General features: G+C 34.6%; 24 protein-coding genes. 4 read left to right on the top strand and 20 right to left on the bottom strand.

Going from position 1 to position 19,600, the window contains the following annotated elements; genetic code table 11:
• Positions 1-104: 104 nt before the first annotated feature.
• Positions 105-308 carry a hypothetical protein gene (locus A6B45_RS10425; RefSeq protein ID WP_072613592.1) on the bottom strand — a complete coding sequence of 68 codons (204 nt, stop codon included), beginning with the start codon at positions 306-308 and terminating at the stop codon, positions 105-107.
• Positions 309-413: 105 nt separating this feature from the next.
• Between A6B45_RS10425 and A6B45_RS04810 the strand changes: the two genes are divergently transcribed.
• Entirely contained in the window at positions 414-1,334 is a 921-nt protein-coding gene (locus tag A6B45_RS04810; protein ID WP_012268558.1) for an IS30 family transposase, read from the top strand.
• Positions 1,335-1,680: 346 nt separating this feature from the next.
• Here the strand turns inward: A6B45_RS04810 and A6B45_RS04805 are convergent, their stop codons facing one another.
• From A6B45_RS04805 to A6B45_RS04785, 4 genes are all read right to left on the bottom strand, one after another.
• On the bottom strand, positions 1,681-2,145 hold the full coding sequence (locus A6B45_RS04805) for a MarR family winged helix-turn-helix transcriptional regulator (RefSeq protein ID WP_072613591.1): 465 nt from the start codon (positions 2,143-2,145) through the stop codon (positions 1,681-1,683).
• Positions 2,142-2,540 carry a hypothetical protein gene (locus A6B45_RS04800; protein WP_072613590.1) on the bottom strand — a complete coding sequence of 133 codons (399 nt, stop codon included), beginning with the start codon at positions 2,538-2,540 and terminating at the stop codon, positions 2,142-2,144. The genes A6B45_RS04805 and A6B45_RS04800 overlap by 4 nt, the downstream gene beginning before the upstream one ends.
• Before the next feature lie 765 nt (positions 2,541-3,305).
• Positions 3,306-4,523 (bottom strand): MFS transporter, encoded by a 1,218-nt coding sequence (locus A6B45_RS04790; protein ID WP_072613588.1) that lies wholly within the window; start codon positions 4,521-4,523, stop codon positions 3,306-3,308.
• Positions 4,516-5,067 carry a flavodoxin family protein gene (locus A6B45_RS04785; protein WP_081371168.1) on the bottom strand — a complete coding sequence of 184 codons (552 nt, stop codon included), beginning with the start codon at positions 5,065-5,067 and terminating at the stop codon, positions 4,516-4,518. The genes A6B45_RS04790 and A6B45_RS04785 overlap by 8 nt, the downstream gene beginning before the upstream one ends.
• A 98-nt stretch (positions 5,068-5,165) precedes the next feature.
• Here A6B45_RS04785 and A6B45_RS04775 point away from each other — a divergent pair, with 98 nt between their 5' ends.
• Positions 5,166-6,038, top strand: a complete 873-nt coding sequence (locus tag A6B45_RS04775; protein ID WP_081371167.1) for an Rgg/GadR/MutR family transcriptional regulator — start codon at positions 5,166-5,168, stop codon at positions 6,036-6,038.
• Between the two features lie 188 nt (positions 6,039-6,226).
• Here the strand turns inward: A6B45_RS04775 and A6B45_RS04770 are convergent, their stop codons facing one another.
• The 7 genes from A6B45_RS04770 to A6B45_RS04740 form a co-directional block, all read right to left on the bottom strand.
• Positions 6,227-6,652 carry a VOC family protein gene (locus A6B45_RS04770; RefSeq protein ID WP_257786600.1) on the bottom strand — a complete coding sequence of 142 codons (426 nt, stop codon included), beginning with the start codon at positions 6,650-6,652 and terminating at the stop codon, positions 6,227-6,229.
• A gap of 73 nt (positions 6,653-6,725) precedes the next feature.
• Positions 6,726-7,832 carry a HAMP domain-containing sensor histidine kinase gene (locus A6B45_RS04765; protein WP_072613586.1) on the bottom strand — a complete coding sequence of 369 codons (1,107 nt, stop codon included), beginning with the start codon at positions 7,830-7,832 and terminating at the stop codon, positions 6,726-6,728.
• Complete coding sequence (locus A6B45_RS04760; RefSeq protein WP_072613585.1) at positions 7,825-8,499, bottom strand: response regulator transcription factor; 675 nt, start codon at positions 8,497-8,499, stop codon at positions 7,825-7,827. The genes A6B45_RS04765 and A6B45_RS04760 overlap by 8 nt, the downstream gene beginning before the upstream one ends.
• Before the next feature lie 51 nt (positions 8,500-8,550).
• The gene (locus A6B45_RS04755) at positions 8,551-8,823 is read right to left on the bottom strand and encodes a hypothetical protein (protein WP_072613584.1); all 273 of its coding nucleotides are present in this window, start codon (positions 8,821-8,823) and stop codon (positions 8,551-8,553) included.
• A gap of 172 nt (positions 8,824-8,995) precedes the next feature.
• Positions 8,996-9,367, bottom strand: a complete 372-nt coding sequence (locus tag A6B45_RS04750; protein WP_072613583.1) for a hypothetical protein — start codon at positions 9,365-9,367, stop codon at positions 8,996-8,998.
• 20 nt (positions 9,368-9,387) lie between these two features.
• Complete coding sequence (locus tag A6B45_RS04745; RefSeq protein WP_072613582.1) at positions 9,388-9,669, bottom strand: hypothetical protein; 282 nt, start codon at positions 9,667-9,669, stop codon at positions 9,388-9,390.
• 61 nt (positions 9,670-9,730) lie between these two features.
• The gene (locus A6B45_RS04740; protein ID WP_072613581.1) at positions 9,731-11,095 is read right to left on the bottom strand and encodes a hypothetical protein; all 1,365 of its coding nucleotides are present in this window, start codon (positions 11,093-11,095) and stop codon (positions 9,731-9,733) included.
• A 238-nt stretch (positions 11,096-11,333) separates the two neighbouring features.
• Here A6B45_RS04740 and A6B45_RS04735 point away from each other — a divergent pair, with 238 nt between their 5' ends.
• Positions 11,334-12,032, top strand: coding sequence for a hypothetical protein (locus A6B45_RS04735; RefSeq protein WP_072613580.1), 699 nt, complete (start codon positions 11,334-11,336; stop codon positions 12,030-12,032).
• Between the two features lie 140 nt (positions 12,033-12,172).
• Here the strand turns inward: A6B45_RS04735 and A6B45_RS10685 are convergent, their stop codons facing one another.
• On the bottom strand, positions 12,173-12,322 hold the full coding sequence (locus tag A6B45_RS10685; protein WP_106790633.1) for a DUF2316 family protein: 150 nt from the start codon (positions 12,320-12,322) through the stop codon (positions 12,173-12,175).
• Positions 12,323-12,713: 391 nt separating this feature from the next.
• Positions 12,714-13,226: a DUF6622 family protein gene (locus A6B45_RS04725; RefSeq protein ID WP_072613579.1), complete on the bottom strand. Its 513-nt coding sequence runs from the start codon at positions 13,224-13,226 to the stop codon at positions 12,714-12,716.
• A 388-nt stretch (positions 13,227-13,614) separates the two neighbouring features.
• On the opposite strand from A6B45_RS04725, the gene A6B45_RS04720 reads away from it, so the two are divergent.
• Complete coding sequence (locus A6B45_RS04720; protein ID WP_371923058.1) at positions 13,615-14,094, top strand: NAD(P)H-binding protein; 480 nt, start codon at positions 13,615-13,617, stop codon at positions 14,092-14,094.
• 156 nt (positions 14,095-14,250) lie between these two features.
• Here the strand turns inward: A6B45_RS04720 and A6B45_RS04715 are convergent, their stop codons facing one another.
• From A6B45_RS04715 to A6B45_RS04690, 6 genes are all read right to left on the bottom strand, one after another.
• The gene (locus A6B45_RS04715) at positions 14,251-14,673 is read right to left on the bottom strand and encodes an Hsp20/alpha crystallin family protein (RefSeq protein WP_072613578.1); all 423 of its coding nucleotides are present in this window, start codon (positions 14,671-14,673) and stop codon (positions 14,251-14,253) included.
• A gap of 152 nt (positions 14,674-14,825) precedes the next feature.
• A complete protein-coding gene (gene spxB / locus A6B45_RS04710) occupies positions 14,826-16,646 on the bottom strand; it encodes a pyruvate oxidase (protein WP_072613577.1) in 1,821 nt (606 codons plus the stop codon).
• 263 nt (positions 16,647-16,909) lie between these two features.
• Positions 16,910-17,161 carry a hypothetical protein gene (locus A6B45_RS04705; protein ID WP_014324711.1) on the bottom strand — a complete coding sequence of 84 codons (252 nt, stop codon included), beginning with the start codon at positions 17,159-17,161 and terminating at the stop codon, positions 16,910-16,912.
• A complete protein-coding gene (locus A6B45_RS04700) occupies positions 17,158-17,529 on the bottom strand; it encodes a hypothetical protein (protein ID WP_072613576.1) in 372 nt (123 codons plus the stop codon). The genes A6B45_RS04705 and A6B45_RS04700 overlap by 4 nt, the downstream gene beginning before the upstream one ends.
• On the bottom strand, positions 17,522-18,844 hold the full coding sequence (locus A6B45_RS04695) for a Y-family DNA polymerase (protein WP_072613575.1): 1,323 nt from the start codon (positions 18,842-18,844) through the stop codon (positions 17,522-17,524). Before A6B45_RS04695 ends, A6B45_RS04700 begins: the two co-directional genes overlap by 8 nt.
• 103 nt (positions 18,845-18,947) lie before the next feature.
• Complete coding sequence (locus A6B45_RS04690; RefSeq protein ID WP_237048964.1) at positions 18,948-19,505, bottom strand: YczE/YyaS/YitT family protein; 558 nt, start codon at positions 19,503-19,505, stop codon at positions 18,948-18,950.
• Positions 19,506-19,600: the final 95 nt, after the last annotated feature.

The following is a 19,600-nucleotide window of genomic DNA, read 5'->3' as shown; positions in this document are numbered from 1 at the left end:
CATTTCATTAAAAACGTGATGTAGATTAATAAGTCATCAATTGTTTATTTTTCAGATAATCATTTAACGATACCGGCCAAAGTATTCTAACGCCTTATTCCCCCTTATCTTTTACTTTCTTTTTGAGTGTTGTTACTTGAGTTATCAGCTTGCGTTGATTTGGCTGATACTTTTTCTTGCCGAAGGAGGAGTGTATTAGCATACACTGCCCAATCAGTCGCATTATTTCCAACAAAGGCAAAATTTGGTAGTAGTTTTGCTCCAGTCTCCAAATCAACTTGTAAACTTTCACTTTGGGGTTGGATCAATTAAGATACGGCAGATTGTAAAATTAAACCGAACACCTTGCATAAAAAAACTGCAGAGACTTTAATGGTAATTGACTAAAATCAACCATAAAGGATCTGCAGCTTATGTCTTCTAGTTTATCAGCTCACGAACGTTCTGTCATTGAAACAATGATCAAACTTAATCATTCAACTCGAGAAATAGCCCGTTTCTTAAAGCGTTCTCCTGCAACTATTACCTACGAGTTAAATCGAATTAAACCATACAATGCACAACAGGCTCATCATTTAGCCCAGTGTAATCGGCACAAACACGGTCGCCATCCGACCCTAACACCTGAAATATCAGCTTTTTTGAACCATCACATTGGTATCTTGAAGTGGTCACCAGAAACGGCTGCTCATGTATTGGGCATTGCTTTCAAGACCATCTACAACTGGATTCATCATGGTTTGCTTAAAATTAAGTTATCAGATTTACCTGATAAAGGTATTCGACGTAAACGTCAATCTGACGGCCGTAGACGTGTTTTTGCTCATGGCCGTTCAATTGAAAAACGACCAAAAGCTGTCCAATTAAGACAAGAATTTGGTCATTTTGAAGTTGATACGATGCAATCTGGTAAAACACGTGGCGATGTTTTAGTGACCATCACAGAACGATTGAGTCGACAACATATCATGAGACATGTCAGTGGGCGCAATAGTCAGGCAGTGACACCAGCTATTATTAGGTTTTTCAAGGGTATAAAAAATGCTAAATCAATTACAGTTGATCACGGTCGAGAGTTTGCAAAATATGATGAAATAGAAGAACAGCTAGGCATACCGATGTATTTTGCACACCCATATTCACCAGAAGAACGTGGTAGTAATGAAGTGCTAAATCGATATGTCCGTCGTTTTATCCCAAAAGAACGCAAAATTGAAACCATCAGTCAGAAAGAATTAGATCAAATTAATCATTGGATTAATGCCAGGCCAATGAAAACGCTCAACTGGCAATCACCACGAAAAGTCTTTCAGAAACATGCGGTGTTCGGATGATTCTTGCAATCTGCCATACGAATGAAAGTATCCTCATCGTTACCCCCTCCTGACTTGCTTTGTTGCATGAAATTAAATTGGTAATTTTAAATGATTGGTTCCCCATTATCATCACGAACCGGATTGTTTTGATTATCAGTTTGATATTTCGGTGACACATCATGACTGTCAAAAGCATCAACAGAACGAACTCGTCCGATTAAAAAACACTTAACCGTATCGACTAAAGTCGTGCAATTAAGTGTTTATGACGTGATTTGAGTTTTTCGATACTTATTATTAATTTAATTGTTTCAATAATAGAGTATCAAATTAAGATGTTACTGTTTGAATAAATCTTAAATTCTTAGTCGTCTAAATTTTGATTCAGTGCGTCTATAAATTTCTCAATCGCTAGTAACTCACTAGTATCGAAATTATCTAAAATATTTAGATATTTTTTAACAGCTTCAGTGTGTAAGCGATCATGTTGTTCAGCTAATAATTTCCCTTGAGGAGTTAGCTGAACTATTTTTTGCCTTTTGTCTTGACCAAAAGTTATAGTAATTAATTGGTTATTTTCGAGTTTGTTGACGAGCCGTGAAACAGCTGGTTTACTAATAGACAACATACTTGATAGCTGGGTAATACCACACTGAGTATTTGCATTGATTAAGGACAGAGCCTCTAGTTGTCTTAATGAAGGCAGCTCATTAAGATTTTGAAAGTCATTTGACTGACTGAGATGGTCTTTTTTATTTCGAACTTGTGCTTGAGCACTATACAATCTGATCAATTTTTTAATTATACTATTCTGTATATCTTGTGTCATTTTTTGCTACCTAAGTCATTTAAAGTTTTATCATCTAATGCCCGTGTGAGTTCCTCGCATCTGACAATTTTATTTTCACTTACTGTAAATACTGCAAACACTTCAACATGGCCTATTTTTCCGTCAATTTTAGTAACGTTAACTACATAGTGAAGAAATATTTTTTGATTTTCTACATCAAACATTTCTTCTTGGAAATTGGTTACTTGTATTTTTTGTGTTACTTTTTGTAAAGCCACAATATGCTGTTTGAATTGATTGAAAGTTGAATTCACGCCATCTGTTGTCTGAAGATATTGCGTCCCAAAATATTTTTCTATTTTTTCTACCTTAAGGTTATTTAATACTTCTGCATAAGCATCTTCTATTAATGTTTTCATTTCTTTCTGTTCCATAAGTTCCTCCAAATATGTAACATGTTAACTTATAATAGTTAACATGTTACATATTAGTCTAAAAATATTTAATTGTCAACCATCAATAGACAAAATTGAAATAATAATGATTTTCCCCTAGTCCCCCTGATCATTAACTTGACCGACGTGGTTAATACCACACCAGTAAAGTCAATTGGGGGGTTCAAAAGAAATGCGGTAGATTCATAAATTTTTTTAATAACGCCAACGCTGGCTGGTATTTACAATCGATATTCATCAATTTTATTTAAAGCGTAAAAGAATTATTATATTTTAAATTTAATTCGATTCATTTCTCATTATATAACGATAAGTTCCGAAACCGCACACAAGTGCAACGATTGGCCCCATAATTAATATAACCCATAACGCGGTAGATTTGGAAATCGGTTGGGTTAGTAATTCAGCAAGGCCCGGAATTCGACTACCAATTCCAAGCAGCGTATCAAGTACAATCAAAACATAAATAGTAATTAGAAAAGGCATTCGTTTACGCTCAACTATGAAGATTGTTGTTGTGATAAAAAATAAAATTAGGATAGTACCAATACCCCACCAACCCGGTAAACTAAAAGAAAGTCGAGTTTTCAGAAAAACACTACCTATAATCAGGCTTACGAAAATCACAGCGCCAACAACATAGCTAGTATATTTTTTGAATTTATTCGTTTGATATGTTTCTTGGCTGACTTAACAGATTCAACACCGTAAAAACTAGGTTCAACCAATAAAACTCTGTTCATCTTATATTCCTCTCTTTTTGCCACTAGTAGATACTTTAAGACCTGTTGCACTCCATATCATTCCGAAAAACATAATGAAAAACATGATTAGGAAGCCTAAACTTGCACCGAATCGATCATTTAGCATACCAATTAAGATTGCAGCAAAAACTTCCATAAACTGCGCAATTCCGTTCCATAATGCCGTAGCTCTACCCATAAATGCGGGTTCTATTTTTGCCATTAGAATTGTATTGATAATGACACGAAGTGCAGAATTTGATAATCCTAGAATAAAGGTACAAATATACATCAAAGTAACGTAATGCTTGAGGTAAAGTAAGAAAAGTGCTAAGCCTGCTAAAAAGAAAAATAAAATAATTAGTTTTTTACTTTGAAATTGATTTAGAAGCAAGCCAACCATAATACCAGCTGCTAATCCTCCAATACCATAAAACATATCCGCCATACCATAGACAATGCTAGTGGCATGAAGTGTTGAAGCAACATAATCTGGTGATGATACATTAAACAATTGAGTAATTATTAGTGGTAATATTGAGAGTAGTCCTGCATTCATGATTGTTTTTTTATTTAAAATATATTTTATTCCTAAAACAAAATTACCCTTTGCCCCACTTGGATTCATTTGAGATATCCTATCATTTTCGATAGTTAAAATTAATACACTAGCGAAGAAAAACAAACAAATATTGATTATTAATATAATTAAAAACCCAGTATAGTTTAAAAGAAATCCCGAAATGGCACCTGCAGAAAACATCCCGACCTGTAAAGAAACTTCAATAAAAGAATTAGCACTGCCAAACTGTTCTTCGGGTAAAATATCTTGGACATAACTTCTGGATGCGGCCATATATGTAATCCACCCAGCTCCAGTGAGAATAGATAAAAAATACATCATCAAAATACTAAATCCTGAAAAATAAAAGTAAACTGCTACAATACTAATCAGAAAAGCTCTAGTAATAAAGGTCCATAAAATAACTTTTTTTCTAGAATATTTATCAGTAATAGCACCAGCTAAAGGCGATACCAAAAATCCTGATAAAACATTAATAGTTAAATATATACCAACTAACTGATTAGAATGCGTCTGTAAAAGCAAATACCAATTGGCGCCGACCGTCGTCATACCCACACCAAAACCTGAGATAACATCGGCTAGTAAAAAGTTACAGAATGATTTTTTGTTTAGTAGTAACGCCTTTTTATTCATCGCTGCCACCTAACAGTAATTCTTGATTAAGCTGCAAAAGTTTTGTCATAGCCATTCGATCATCTTTCACTTCTTGCGGTTTGTTACCTGATCCGATAACATAATCGACAAGATTCCAATTAAGAAAGTCACAAATATATTGAAATTGGTGTATGATTGGCATTCCCTTTATTGTTGGTTTATCATCCCCAACTAAGAGTAAATATATTCTTTTCCTTTTGAGATCTTGCTTAAATTTTTTATTAGTTGCCAAACTTTGCGACCAACGATCAATAAAATTTTTTAATAAACCAGAAATACCGTACCAATAAATTGGTGTCGCAAAGATAACGATGTCTGCATTAACCATTTTCTGTATTAATGCACTGTAATCATCTTCTGCTATTTCCCAATTTTTTCTGGTATGCCTTTGATCATGGATTGGCAAAACTTTGTACTCTCTTAACGCTATGTTGCAATACGACAAATTCTTGAGCAATACCGCTAGCATACTATCTGTATTACTATTCTCTCTAGAGCTACCATTAATGACTAAAATATTCATGAGTTGATCACCTGAATCCTTTACATATAAAGTATCTTTAGATTATCACCAGTATTATAATATACTTAAAAAGTTGCATATAGTTCACAGGAGACCTCATGAATACTTATGGAGACACATTTAAATATTTGCGAGAGGCTAAAGGAATCAGTTTAACTGAGGCATCAAAAAATATTGTTTCAAAATCTTTCTTGTCACGTTTCGAACGTGGACAAAGTAACATTGTTTTTGATAAACTTTACTCCTTGTTATTAAACATCAATGTATCCGTAGAAGAATTTGTCTATCTTGACAATCAGATGAATCAAAGATATCAACCATTTCATTATGATGATACAAAAGACTACGTTGATGAGGAATCTATAGCATCTTCTATGAAGCTTCGTGATTATTATTATCAACAATGGCAAACTAATCACGAACAATATTATTACGTCAACTTTTTGAAAGAAAAAGCTACACTAGAAAAACATCAATTATCAGAGTTGACTTTAGTTGAAAAAAATTTTTTATATGACTATTTGTTCACCAAAGAAACTTGGACTCACTATGAGATTAGACTATATATGAGCATTATTAGCTTATTTGAACCACTTCAATCCTATTATCTTACAGAACAAATGATCAAGAAAGGTTCTGACACGGTAGATGTGAACTGGAATCATCAAGCCGACTTGCTATACGTCATATTAACAACTGCTTTGACAATGGCAAATACCAATCACGTGATAGAGTTATCAAAGATGATTACCGAAGCACATACTTTAATTCATAATGAGCAATATCTTTATGAAAAAACAGAGCTTCATTTTATTGAAGGTTTATTGCTATATCTTCAAAAGAATTACGAGTCAGCACAAAAAAAAATACAAGAATCACTTTATATTTTTGAGATTCTAAACTCAAAACATTTAGCAAAGCTTTATCAAAAACGTTGGCAACACTTTCTTGATAATTACAATCATTTTTGAAAAAATAAAAAGCAACACATAATATGTATTGCTTTTTAGTGTGAATTAAGTTATCTTTCTCGAAACTTGTTGATAATATGTCTTTGATGTTTTCAAATAAATCAAATAGTATATAAAAGTAATTGCTATAGAAAAAAATTATTAAACTTATTTTCAATAAAAAAAGCTATAGTACTTTGACTATAACTTTATATTGTCGAACTTGGCGATCCTTCAATTAACTCTGTTAGTGTATGTCCTAATTTATCTGGTACTTCGATGTTAGCCCATGGACGATCAGAGCTCAAATCGCCATCGCTATTCTTATAACCATCTGCTTCCATTAAACGCAATGTTTCTTGTAAATTTTTTACTTTAAATTTAACATGGTGTAACCCTTCTCCATGCGTTTTAAGGTGCTCTCCAAAAGGATCGGTTTCACCATTTTTATTGACAGGTTCAATAATTTCAATTTCAAGTGATTCATTTTTCCAAAATGCCATTTTCAATGCAATTGAAGTCTCCTCATCACGATAAACAACTGGTATATTAGGAAGTAATACAGATTTAAATGAACCAAATAAGGGCGTGTAAGTCGGCAAAGCAATATCCAAATTATTAACCACGAAAGCAATTTGGTCTATCTCTCCAAGGTGATATGTTTCTGATAATTGAATTGTTGTGTCATAAAATTATACTCCTATACAATCAATTTTCTATCTGCGCCGTTGTTGCCTTTTTTATCCAACTAGGATGATTTGTTGGTAGTGTTATTTTAAATTCCGATCCTTTATTTTCTTGAGAAGTCACTTCTATTTGCCCACCAACTAAATAAATTATTCGACGTACTAAAGCCAATCCTAGGCCATTCCCTTGAACTGAGCGTGCAGTATCTGCTTGATAAAATTTATCAAAAATATGCTCTCTGACCTCTTCTGTCATACCTATACCATTATCACGTATTCGAACAATAATTTCTTTTTCAGAAGATTGAGTTAAACTAACGGTAACTTTACCATTTGTTCGACTAAACTTTATTGTATTGCTAACCAAATTATTCCAAGCAAGTTCCAATAAAGCACTATCACTAGTAATATATGCATCTGGCATATCTACTTCAAGTTCAATGTTCTTTTCTTCCCATAAAGCCTCATGGTTGACCAATACCTCGGCTAATTGTTCATTCAACAAATAGGTGTCGTTCTTTGGCGTTATTTCCTGATTATCTATTTTGTTTAACTTTAAAATATTTGTAATTAAGGTACTCAATCGTTGGGTTGCATCTGTAATTCTAGCTGCATACTCAGCTCTTTCTTCTACAGATAAATCCTCATCTTGAAGTATAGAAGCATAATTTTGAATCACAGCTAAAGGTGTCTTAAGTTCATGAGAAACACTGGCGATAAAGTCTGTTTGCAAGGCTTCAACACTTCCAAGTGCTTTTGTCATAATGTTGAAATTTGTAATGATAACATCTAACTCTGTGATTGTGTCAAATCCATGTGAAGGTTCAATGCGCACATCATATTGCCCCTCTGTGACTTTTTGTGTTGCCTCAAGAATTTTTTTAACAGGTCGTCCAATGGTATACCGCCGCCATAATCCATTAACAACTGTCAAAAACAAAGCTAAAGCAATTATAATAACTAAACCAAGAATTGCTCTGGGTCTGATAGAATTAACTGTTTCTTCGCCCGTAGGTACATAGATAATTAAAATAGTTAAGGTAACAACTAAGGAACTAGATAAGAAATAAACTAGATAGTTACCAATTCCAAAAATACTGTTTTTAACTGTTTTTAAATCATCATTCATTCGGAACCGCCTTATAACCGAGACCTCTTACAGTAACAATACTAAAATCATCAACGTCAATTAATTTTTCACGAATTTTTGTCATATAAACATCAACTGTACGCGTACTTGTACTTGTGCCGACACCCCAAAAGTCGTTCATCAATTGACCTCTTGTAAATGTTTTTTTAGGGAAAGATAATAATTTGAACACTAATTCAAATTCTCGTAGTGTGAATTCAATCACTTGACCCCGATTATAAACAACATGTTCATCTGCATCCATGATAAATGAGCCAATCGTCAATCTTTTGTTGGAAGCAATTTTCGCACGACGCAATAATGCACCAATTCGTAATAACATCTCATCAAAATTAATAGGTTTGACCATATAGTCATCAACACCTATGCGAAAACCAATCTGTTTTGATTCAAAATCATCACGTGCCGTCATGAACATAATCGGAATATTATTATCAAGTTGCCGAATTGTTTCGGCAAGCTCATAACCGTCAACTTCCGGCATCATAATATCTGATATGACCAAATCAAATTTATCAGTATACATTAAATCAAATGCATCATTAGCATTTAGCGCACCCTTAACACTATAGTCGTATCTTTTTAATACTGAACATACAGTTTGATTCAAGTCTTTATCATCTTCTACTACTAAAATTGAAATCATAGTTAACTTGTCGCTTTCTTTATTTTATAGATAGTATACCAGTGATAGCTACTACAATGATATTTTCTGAATTAAATAGAATGTTTCATAGGAAAAAAGGAGACCACCAACCACTATTGATAATATATGACAGCCGAACAATTCTGGTCCATTCAGCAAAAAATGATTAACAATAATGGCACCTATGATTCCTGAGCCCACCCCTATTGTATAATCAATTGCAAAATGTAATTTAGTTTTGTTTAAACTACTAGACCACCTTTTAATGCCAGTAATCAAACCACCTGACATCATACCAATTAATATTGATAGAAAAAGTACCATCGTTTTTATTAATCTCGATAATCAACGTAAGCTTTGATTGGCAACACGATAGCCGCAATCACTACGCCACCAATAGCTAAACCAAGTAAAGTCTTAACTGTGCGATGTTCTGCCTTTTGATTTTCCATAATATTTCCTCCTGAAATTCTAAGCTAAATAGTATTTAAATTATTCACTCTTCAAATCCTTTAATCATTGGAAATAATGTAACTAACATAACAATACCAACAAAACCAATGATAATACCGAAAATTATCATATTCCATACCATTGACATAACCATTCCGATACCAAAAATTGTAGCACCCAACAAACCAAACAAACTAATTAATACAATTCGCGTATTCCATGTCCACAATGGTTTGCCTTCCATTTTACGTCTGATGAGGAAAGCAACTAAAGAACCAACCATCCCCATGACACCGAATACAATTCCCGGTGTTCTTGCATGCCACTCTGGCAACAATGCCATACACATACCAATTGCAAAAAAGAAACCACTAATGGTGCCAATTAACATTGATACAAAATCTTTTTTCTTCATACGTGTTCACTTACTTTCTTCTATGCAATTCCTAAATGCAACCACTTTTTCCCTGCATAGACACCGACAAATGCTAATACGACGCCCCCAACAATTGCTGGAACAAAATTGCTATCTAAGAATGTGGGTCCATAGTTTATTAATTGATCACCTGCAACTGATCCTAGACCACCCAGTATTATACCAACTGCTAAAGTCAACATTTTTTTTAGTTCTGTCCCTGGTGTTTTAATCATATTCCCCAAGAAGGCGACTCCTGCACCAGCAATCACACCAAGAATTATATTTAATACCACTGCCATTTATTTTCTCCTTTGGCTTGTTTTGTTAAATTCATTATCTTATTGTTTTGTTTATGAATTGCTAAACTTTTGTTGCTGTTTTGTTAATTTTAGAATTTTTGTATTCAATTTCATCATTTGGTGTCTCAAATACAATACCTTCTCGTCTGGTAAATTGAATATTGTTTTCTGTTAATATGTCGGCTAACGTTTTAACATATACATCGCTTTCAAAGCTTTGCATAATATCTACAAATATTTTGTCATTAGCTGCTAACATCTCAATTGATAGTCCTTTTGTTCCACTCATATATGTGTGCATTTCTTCAATATGTGACTCAAATACACCTAATTGTGCTTGACCAGAGTAACTTAAAATAAAAGTATTTAATAGCATATCATCGAACATTGACATCATTCTTTGTTTATCAGCAAATGTTGGCTGGGCATCTAACTTTGTATATAAGGCCATCATTTGATTTAATAACTGGTTTAGGTTTTCTTGCTTTTTATGTTCTTTTATCTCTTGTCTGAACGTATTGGCCAACTCTGCAAATAAAGTATTATTATCAATATTTTTCTCTATGGGTAACGTAACACTTCCCACGCAATTACGAGCTGTTGACTGGTGCGCACTACCCATTCTCAAGTCACTTGCCATGTTGATAACAATAGGTTGGTCAAATTCAGGATATACTCTTTGAATTGCTTGACTCATCATGATTGATATCGCTATTGCTGGTGTAGCACTATGATTTCGAGCAAACACCATAAAACTTTTTTGATCAATGTTTAATTCATAACGATAACTGTGTTTACTGTAATCATTTGTGACTTCCGGTAATTGAAAACCTTTACGATTAATCGGATGGCTTTGTTGTATCTTATCTGATTTTTGTTCAAATGGCTCTGCCATTTCTTCTAATTGCATGCTTTCATTGCTCTGATGAATATTTGTCAACTGTGGTACAGAACTGTCCGTTATACTAAAATAATAATATAATAAAGCATTAACAAATGGCGTTATACCACGTCCATCAGTTAACGCGTGATGATAAGAGACCAGAATTTTGTCATTCCAGAAAGTTACATCAACTAGATGATAATTTGTTTCAGCACTTCCTAACGCTCGTAACGTATTACTTTCAGTAACAATCATCGGAAGTTCATTATGAGTTAAGAAATAATTATTCTCTTTTCTCTGCAACTGACCAGTAAAGTATGGGAAACGTTCTAAAGAAGCATATAGTGCATTTTGCAATGCCTCTTGATTTACCTGCTCATCTAACTTGATATCCATTACCATACTAGGTGTACCTTTTTCACGATACAAAAATGATTGACCAGATATAATTTTTTGCAAGTGTGGTAGTGCTTCAAGATATCTTTTTCCATTAGCCGTTAACCAGATATTTTGATATTTTTCCTCAACAGTTGTTTTTATCATTTTTTCGACTCCTTTTTTGCAAACATTCATTTCTAAGTTGCTTATGTTTTCAATATTAGTTAACAATTATTGGGATTTTATTTACGTTTTGTTTGTGTTTTGTTAATCTTATCGTGTGTACGTTCTCTACATCAAAATTTTGGTACAATTAAGAATGAAATTTATGCTGGATTATCACACATTTTTATCTCTATAGCCCGTCAGCATACTTACAATTCCCACACGAAAGACTGTCTTCATGAAAATTATTGACAAAGTTACAAATAAAACCAATGAACTGATTGACAAACATAACTTAAGACGACACATCACAGAAAAGGCTGATCGTGTTGTACTTTATAATGCAGCAAGCACAGTATCAAATTCTTTATTTGCCTTAATAAAATTGGCTGTTGGCTTAGTTTTTTGGTCTCTCTGGTTTCTAATTTTTGGTGGTTACTATATTATTCTGCTAGCCATACGGTCATATTTTTTATGGCGATATCAACAAATTAGAATTTCTGCTATTAGCCTCGCTGACCGAGAAAAAATTGAAATGAAGTACTTGCGTGAAGGTGGCATTTTATATGCACTCTTGGGCGCTGCTTTAGTAGGATTATCAGCATATATGTACTTTAAAGGTCAACCTCAACATTACAATCAGAGTATTGTTTTATTAATTGCACTGATTGGTTTTACAAAAATTGTGACCTCCATTGTTGGTTGGGTTAAATCACGGCGTTTTAGAAGTCCAATTATTACCTACTTAAAATCACTGAATTTTGCGGATGGTCTAGTTGCTATTGTCATGACACAATATTCTTTACTAGCTTATGAACATTCAGCTGATGCGTCGTCATCAACTGGATTATTCGGTGCAGCTATTGGAATTGTTTTAGTTATTGTCGGACTAATCATAGCTTTGCGTGCCCATATAAAATCAATTCATTCTAAATGATTTTACTTAATATAATGACGAAAAAAGACTTATCTGTAAAATAAGATAGGTCTTTTTATAATCATTAAAGTATTTTTATGAAATTTTATTTTGCTCAATTATTTATTGAGCTAAAAACCAGTAGTCACGGTAAGTTCCAGTTACCTTAGTGTATGCAATTCCTTCTTACCTTCTCTAAAAAGTACCCGACTTAAATAATTTTTGAGAATCCGTGCATCTTCTAACATAACATGGTTTAATTTTAAAATATCTTGAACCCGAGATGGCTCTGTATGTAAATCTTGCGCAATTTTTGTTCTTGTGCTGTTGTTCCATCAGATTTCTGAACGTTTCATGTAACTGTAAGTGTAACGATTTTACCTCCACAAAAAAGCACCTTTGCCAGTGGACAAAAGTGCTCAAAAACTGCTTTAGATATGTGTTGCTAACAAGTTACTCTTGCATTACACGATTCACTTTCCTTCGCTGGCATTACCCATCTTAGGTTCAAAGGGTTCTTCTCAGTCAATTGGGCCCCTAGTTATTTACTAGTTATTTACTACTCAATTATTAACTGAGTATATTTATTTTGCAATTTCTGTCAAAAGACACACGAAAACACTTATATGAGCCTTTGTTTATTTTTTATGACTACGATAATGTAGTTGAACCTAATCTTGGGAATTTGAATGGCTCCTTCCACTATGACTTCAAAAACTCTTTCTTTGCCGTAAGCGTTTTATAAATGCCGCCAAAGAATAATCCAACTGTGAACCCAGAAACAATACCATAAAAAATATTGAAATTCATCTGAGTGTAAAGTACTGGATGGATAGCAAGAATAACGTTTAGAATATACTTTACTAGAAAATTGGTTAGCATGATAACTAAAGGTAAGGCGCTACCCTCTTGAATTAATTGACCATCTTCAACATAAAAAGATCGTCGCATATAAAGTAAGTAACTGAACAAAAATCCTAGAATCAATGCCGCCAGGTAAAAACTCAGCAATGTATTTGGAGAAGCAAATTTGTTTACTACTGTATTTAGACCCCAAATAACGAAAATAAAAGGCATTATGAGTGATCTTCCAATAGAAGCAGGACTGTCATTTATTAATGACATACCTCGCTTAATCAGTATAACTAGAACAACCCATACCCAGAAAGGTGTGTTGTTAATGATTTCGAAAATAGATCTTAGTATATCAGCCATGATGATACTTCCCTTCTTTACATAAATTTTAGTTAGTATGAAATAACAATTCACACAGCAAACAAATCGAATCAACAAAATTTCTACATTAGAAATATCTTTCAACACTCAATATCATACTGAAAAATATAACTGTTGAGATAAGAATTACGACAAGAGGTAAAAACACTTGACGACAGGTTGATGCGTAAATGTAAGTGGTAACTATCTATATGTAAGGGAAAAACCATCATCTATTTTGGGGGCATAGTATTATAAAATTGTTTCGTCCTCAAAGCCATTCACAAAATCTTTTTATCGCTCTTTCCAAAATGAACACCGTATTTAATCCTTAGGCCAGTTATTCATTTTCTAAATGAAAGTGCTTAGCAACACAAAAAAATAAATTATGTTACACTCACATATAGTAAGTTATGTTCAAAGACGCAATTTATTTGTAGCCGGATCGCGCAATAAAGACTTGTTACAAACAGATGCTTTTGGTGCAGTCAAATCGATGAAAATAGCTGAATCGAATGGCATTTCTAGATATATCATGCTGAGCTCGGCATATTCGCTTGAACCTAATAAATGGCATAGTCCAGCCATGGCTGATTTGATGAATTATAATATCGCTAAATTTTTTGCGGACAATTATCTTGTGAAACAAACGAAACTTAATTATACGATTTTACAAGCAACTGAACTCGTAAACATACCGGGGGCCAATAAAATTAGCTTAAATGATAAGGCGCGAACGAAGAATTCAATTCAAAATGTTGGCGCAACATTAGCGGATATTTTGAATCACAATTCAACAATAAATCAAGTTATAAAAATGAGTGATGGTGATACACCTATATTTGGAACTTTAGAAGGCATCCAATAAGTCATAAAAGTTGATGCCCAATATAAAAATATAATAACCCAATACAAAAAGCTCACCCATCAGGATGAGCTTTTTGTACTTGTATCAATTAATGCACAAATGGCTAATACAAAGGACGAATTAATCAATTTGCAGCCAGAAACACCGAGCTATAGATTAGTCAATCTTAATATTAGTACTTGATTGTTCAGTTGCTTGCTTAGGCAATTCAACACGCAATTCACCATCTGCGAATTTTGCTGTAATTTTGCTCGAGTCCACCCCTGGTAAGTAGTAAGCACGGGAAACAGATCCGTAGGTCCGTTCACTCTGCAAAATATTACCGTCATGATCAGTGTGATCCTTGAATTCATCACGTTTAGCACTAATCAAAAGTTGGTCATTCTTGTAATCAATGTTGATGTCGTCTTTGTTTACCCCAGCTAATTCTGCGATAACTGTGAAACGATCATCTTTCTCAATCACATCAGTCTTGATCGACTTTGGTAATAAACGTTGATCGGCCCAAGGATGCATAGCCTGATTCATAAAATCAAAAATATCATCAGAACTAAAACGTTGCATTAAATTGTTTGACATATTTACACCTCCATCAAATTCTTTATGTCTACAACTATGTTATAGTATCATCTATAAATTTTGTCAAATGATACATACTAGTTAGAATTATAGATTGGATTGGTGATTGCAAAGTATAAACAAAATGCATTTATACATCAAAAAGTATCTTACTAGAAACTGTACTTATTGTCATTATTGTCTTTAATATACTTTGAAGTTAGTCCCTCTGCTTCCAAATATTCACGAAATGGGACGAGCTCTTGCGCTTCGTATTTTTCTTTATAAGCATTAACAGTTTCTGCACTGTACAAACTTTTATCTAACTTCAATGTTTCAACAGGAATGGGACGATCCTTAGTGATTTTTGCATCAATCACCACGACACGTCCTTTATCATAATAGCTCAGCGCTTCCTGAACAACATGATCAATATCTTCAATGCGACTTACTGTCAATCCAATCGCCCCTTGGGCTTCGGCTATTTTGGCATAATCAACATCTGTAAAGTCAACGCCGAAGTTGTAGGTGTTAGTATCTTCGTACTTATTTTTGATGAAGCCATATTCCGTATTGGTAAATACAACATTGATAACTGGTAAATTATAACGAACATTTGTCACAACATCTGGATAAGTCATCGAAAAGGCACCATCACCTATCAAATTCCAAACTTGACGATCTGGATAAGTGTTTTTTGCACCAATACCTCCCGGTAGACCAATACCCATTGACGCAAACAATGGTGACGTGCGCCACATATTTTTAGGTGTCATGTGCAAATGACGAACTGATAGCTGTGTTACGTTACCAACATCAATTGAGAAAATGGCGTTTTCCGCTGCATGCTCATTAATTGCGTTATAAACTTGGTAAGCTTGTAGGTCTCCCTCGGTCTTTTTTTCAAGTTTGGTCATATAATCGCGCCAGTTCTGTATATTTTTAATGTTAGCCTGCCACCAAGGTGATTCTGAAACCGAGGAAACCTTGGCAAGTATTTCATCAATTGCTTCACCAGCATCACCGAGAATGGCCACATCATTTTGGTGGCGTTTACCTAGCATTGCAGGATTGTTATCTATTTGGATAAACTTGTCAACGTTACGGAATGACCCTTCAACTTCTGAAAATGGAAAGTTTGTTCCAACAAATAGTACAGTATCTGCTTCGAGAACGGCTTCGTTGGCTGGCTTCCACCCTACTCGGAAATTTGAACCTGCAAAGGCCTCAAAGTCCCAATCAAAAGTTTCAAAGTTTTTACCAGTCGTGATAATGGGCGCCTTTATTTTGCGAGATAACGCTTGTACGGCTGAGCCATGACCCATGGTACCCACACCAGCATAAATAACTGGTTGTTTTGCTTGGTTTAATAGTTCAACAGCAGCATCAATATCAGCCTTATCGACAGGTGCTGATTTGTATTCTTTATACTTTGGGCCTGATGAATACAGTGGTGTTGAATAAATTGAATTAGCATCAATTTGTGAAAATCCAAAATCTGCAGGTACTTCAAGAACAGCCACACCACGCTTGGCAATCGCCGTACGGATTGCATCATCAACCAAATGAGGCAATTGTTCGGCAGTAGCTACGCGACGATTGTAAACAGCGATACTTTCATACATTGGATTTTGATTTAATTCTTGGAATGAATCCATATTTAATTCACGAACTGGCTTTGACCCTAAAATTGCTAATACGGGCGTATTATCCATAGCTGCATCATACAAGCCATTAATCAAGTGAGTAGCCCCCGGGCCGCCTGATCCGACAGCGACGCCTAATTTTCCACCGAATTTCCATTGCATCACGGCAGCCATTGCGGCAACTTCTTCATGTTTAACTTGCAAAAACTTAATATTATTTTCAGGATGTCCCATGGCATCCATCAATCCGCTTAATGTTCCGGAAGGAATACCATATACAGTATGAACACCCCATCCTTCCATGACCTTCAAAGCTGCTAATCCAGCTGATATTTTTTTATCTGACATTCTAACCTTGGCCTCCTAAAAATGAAAACGTTGTAAGCGCTTTTATCATGATAACTAAATTGTATATCAACTAGGATAGAATATCAAATTAGTGAAGTAACTAACAGTAATACTCAGATTTGAAGGAGCAAACATTATTCAATTAATTATTGCAATCACCCTATCTACCAAGGCTGAAGTGTTTATAAGACGAATAGTATAACGCATACTGAATCTAAAAACAACTTTAGATGATAATTAATTCACGAATAAATTAGAATAAATTAGTTGGTGTTAACCGTCAGGCCAGTAGCCTGATGAATCATTGTCGCTAACTCTGGTATTTGAGATCGGTACTCATCATTTAAACGAGCAATCTGCTGTGAATGAGTCGCATGTCCAATCCGATAATATTCAAAGAACACATTAACTTTTTTAGCATATCGTTGATTAACCAATCGTACTTCATAAATAGTATTAGGTTGTTTAGTGAATAAAGAATTAATCTCTGCGATAATATTTTCAATTGGATTCATTTTTTTCTTACCACTGTTCTAATATCTTCAAAGGCTATGAATTGGTGGTCCACATAGACACCTAATTCGGAAAAACCATTTATTAAACCAGTCACATTAGGAATCAGATTTCCTTCGTTATCTTTAATATTTTGTTGAACGGTTACGGCATGATAATTAGCAGAAGCGTGTCGTAAAATATCTTGCGCATCATTTAGTGATATTGCGGGTAATTTCTTAGTTATTGCACTTCGTTGAATGCCCTCTTTGGTTAAAGAAGAAGTGTGGTCAGACAGAAAGTAGCCGTTCCATTTAATTTTCCCTCGTTCTCGGTAATCGTTTTGGAAATAGCGATTGATTATCGTAGTGAAATCATCATTGTCAGTCATAACTGTTGCCTCCGTTGTGTCCGCCAACCAAACTAGCTCGGTTAATGGCTGTTCCACCGACTTCTTTAGACATAGCTCGCATCAAAGCTGTAGTACCAAAACGTTGACGAATTTCGTCGACAACTTGATCAATTTTGTTTGTTTTAAGGATGTGTTCAGGCTGTTCAAAAAGATTAAGCTGTACTCCAGTATCATCAACTAGGCCACCGTAATCAATCCCGATGTGTCTAATAATCTCGCCTCGCCAGTACTTTCTGAAGAGGTTGATCATAACAGTCATTAATGTATTGGTATCGTTGGTAGGACTAATACGACATTGTTTTCTAAAGCCATGTGATTCTCGTTTCTCACTTTCAGAAAAGGAATAACCAATAAACAAGCTTACTAAGCAAGCTTGCTTTTGATGGGCACGGATTCTTGTGGCAACTTGATCCGCCATTTCTCGAATCACGATTTCAATCTCTGCTCGTTGGCTGTAATCACGTGGTAAAACTTGAGAATTACTATATGATTTATTTTTGGGCCTGATTGTTTCAGTCAGATCAGATCGGTCAATACCCCAAGACAAAGCTAACAATTGCTCACCCATTAATCCCAGTTTCGAACGAAATAGATATGGATCTTGATGAGATAAGTCATACATTGAGTGAATACCCATCAAATTTAGCTTACGGGCAGTTCGTGCGCCAATACTCCAAACATCAGTTAGTTTAGTAATCGGCCATAGCTTCCGTGACACATCTTCATAATGCCAGATTCCTGTCAGATTCTTAGCATGTTTGGCTTCAATATCAAGCGCTAATTTAGCTAAAACCGGTGAATCACCAATGCCAACAGTTAAGTAGATGCCTGTTTCTGCCCGTACTTGCTTTTGTATCTTAAAAGCAACTTCCTCCGGTGTTTTTCCAAAAAGACGCCAAGAATGCGTCATATCAAGGATAGATTCATCAACGGAATATGGTAATAAGTGCGCATCATCAGTATATTGCCGATAGATGTTGTTAATTCGTAAGTTTTCTTGAATATAAAGATTCATTCTTGGGATAGCAATGACTAATTCATTACATACAGGAATATCTCGTTGACGCGTAACATTACTAATACCTAATTTTTTCTTGGCCATTGGTGAAGATGCCAAGACTAAACCGCCGTTGGTATTTTCTTGTTCTGACATCACAACAAGTAATGCTTTTAATGGATTGTAGTTACGTTCCACACACTCAACACTGGCATAAAAGCTTTTAGAATCAATCATAAATATCACACGTCGTTCCTCTTGCGTGTAGTTGTATTCAATTTTCTGCTTGTTTACCATATGCTGTCTCCAAAACAAAAGCTGTATAATTCATTATACGAACAAACGTTCTGTTTGGCAAGAGGATAAATTGTATTTAATTTTTGAATGACGAAACGCACAACTAAAAGCTGTGCGTTTTTTGTATGTGGCGTTTTATTTTTTTAAATAGCTGACGCCAGTATTGTACAATATAGCCAGTTAACGTGGCAATCAACAAAGTTCCAATACCCAGTGGCCCACCAAATATAATGGCAACTACAAAAAAGAATAAATCTTGAACAGACCTTGTCAGACGATAACTAGCCCATTTCTTTTTGTTAAACAATGGTGCAACAGCATCGTACGGGGAAACACCAAGATTTACACTTGTATATATGCCAATTCCCAATGAAAATAAAAACATACCAATAGCAAATAAAAATATGTTTTCAAGATAAAAAAAGCTTCCAAACCAACGCCCAACTATAGGTTCAAACTTCGGTGTAAAATAAGCAATAATGTATCCTGGTAACGACATATTGATTAATGTTCCGATGCCAAACTGTGTTTGATCGAAAAACAAAACGCCAAAGAACAATAGTGCATTAAATGCAAGCTGGTAGTTTCCTAAATTCCAATGGAAGGTATCTGAGATACCAACATCTGCTGCTGTCGCTGGATCAATGCCTATGTTCGCCAAACGGAATAAAACAATCCCAAAGGCAATGATAACAGTGCCAACAATAGACAGACAAAGACGAAAAGAATACGATCTTAGTTTTCTACTGAACAAAT

Origin of the sequence: Leuconostoc suionicum (assembly GCF_001891125.1) — a bacterium.
Classification (GTDB): Bacteria; Bacillota; Bacilli; order Lactobacillales; family Lactobacillaceae; genus Leuconostoc; species Leuconostoc suionicum.
This window is presented reverse-complemented; position numbering and strand designations above follow the sequence as displayed.